Annotated in this window: 1 protein-coding gene; it reads left to right on the top strand. The window is 67.5% G+C overall.

Annotated elements, in window-relative coordinates; genetic code table 11:
• Nucleotides 1–126: 126 nt before the first annotated feature.
• The coding region (locus ABT114_RS50495; RefSeq protein WP_351154155.1) for an IS4 family transposase at nucleotides 127–1,097 on the top strand (971 nt) is incomplete at its 3' end.

Genomic DNA, 1,097 nt, shown 5'->3' with positions numbered 1-1,097 from the left:
CAATGCCGTTGCTTGAACTCGTCAAGCAGTTCTCAGTGACGTTGGAGGAGCGCGGTCGTTGGGCCCGGCATGCATCCATGGGTGGGGTTGTCCGATCATGTGCGACTGGGTGTGGTGACCCGGTGGGTGACTCCGGAACTGGTCGCCGAGGTGCTGGAGAAGTGCGGGATCCGGGACAAGAAGCCCGGCGCTCTGCCGGCTGGGTTCATGGTCTACTTCACCCTGGCCCTGGCGCTGTTCCAGCAGGACTCCTATGACGACGTGGCAGAGCAACTGGTGGGCAGCATTCAGGAGTTGAGCGGGAGCATCCCGAACAAGTCCTCGTTCACGCGGGCGCGCAGGCGCCTGGGACCGCTGGTCCTGGAGACCGTGTTCCGAGAGCTGGCCGACCCGTTGGCCCCCGTAGGCCTGGAGGGCTCCTTCTACCGCGGGATACGGCTGGCCGCGGTAGACGGGTTCGTGCTGGACGCACCGGACACACCGGCCAATCGGACCGCCTTCGGAGGGCCAGTCAAGAACGGCCAGCCAGCGGGGTTTCCGCAAGTACGGGTGGTGACGTTGACCGAGTGCGGCACGCATGCCCAGATCGACGCGGCGGTGGGCGGATTCAACGGCGGCGAGCGGGAGTTGGCGATCGCCCTGTCGGCCTCGGCGAGCAAGATGCTCGTCATCATGGACCGGGGCTTCCCCGGGGTCGAGCTGTGGAAGGCCTATCTCGGAGCCGGGGCCCACCTGCTGATCCGGGCCCGCTCGCCGGTAGCGCATCGGCCGGTCGAGCATCTGCCCGACGGGACCTACCTGGGGAGAATGAACCTGGCCGGGCAGAAGGGCGCGCACCCCGGCGGGGTGCTGGTCCGGGTGATCGAGTACCGCGTCAACGGCGGCGAGGTGGTCAGGCTGCTGACTGACCTGTTAGACCCGGTTGCCTATCCGGCGGCGGAGTTGGCAGGGCTCTACCATGCGAGGTGGGAGGCGGAGTCGGCGTTCCGGCAGATCAAGACCTTCCAGCGCGGGCCCACCGAGGTCCTGCGCTCGGGAGACCCTGATCTGGTGCGGCAGGAAGTCTGGGCGCACCTGGTCGTGCACCACTGCCTCAC

It is taken from the genome of Streptomyces sp. NPDC002088, assembly GCF_040296605.1.
In the GTDB taxonomy this organism is placed as follows: domain Bacteria; phylum Actinomycetota; class Actinomycetes; order Streptomycetales; family Streptomycetaceae; genus Streptomyces.
This window is presented reverse-complemented; position numbering and strand designations above follow the sequence as displayed.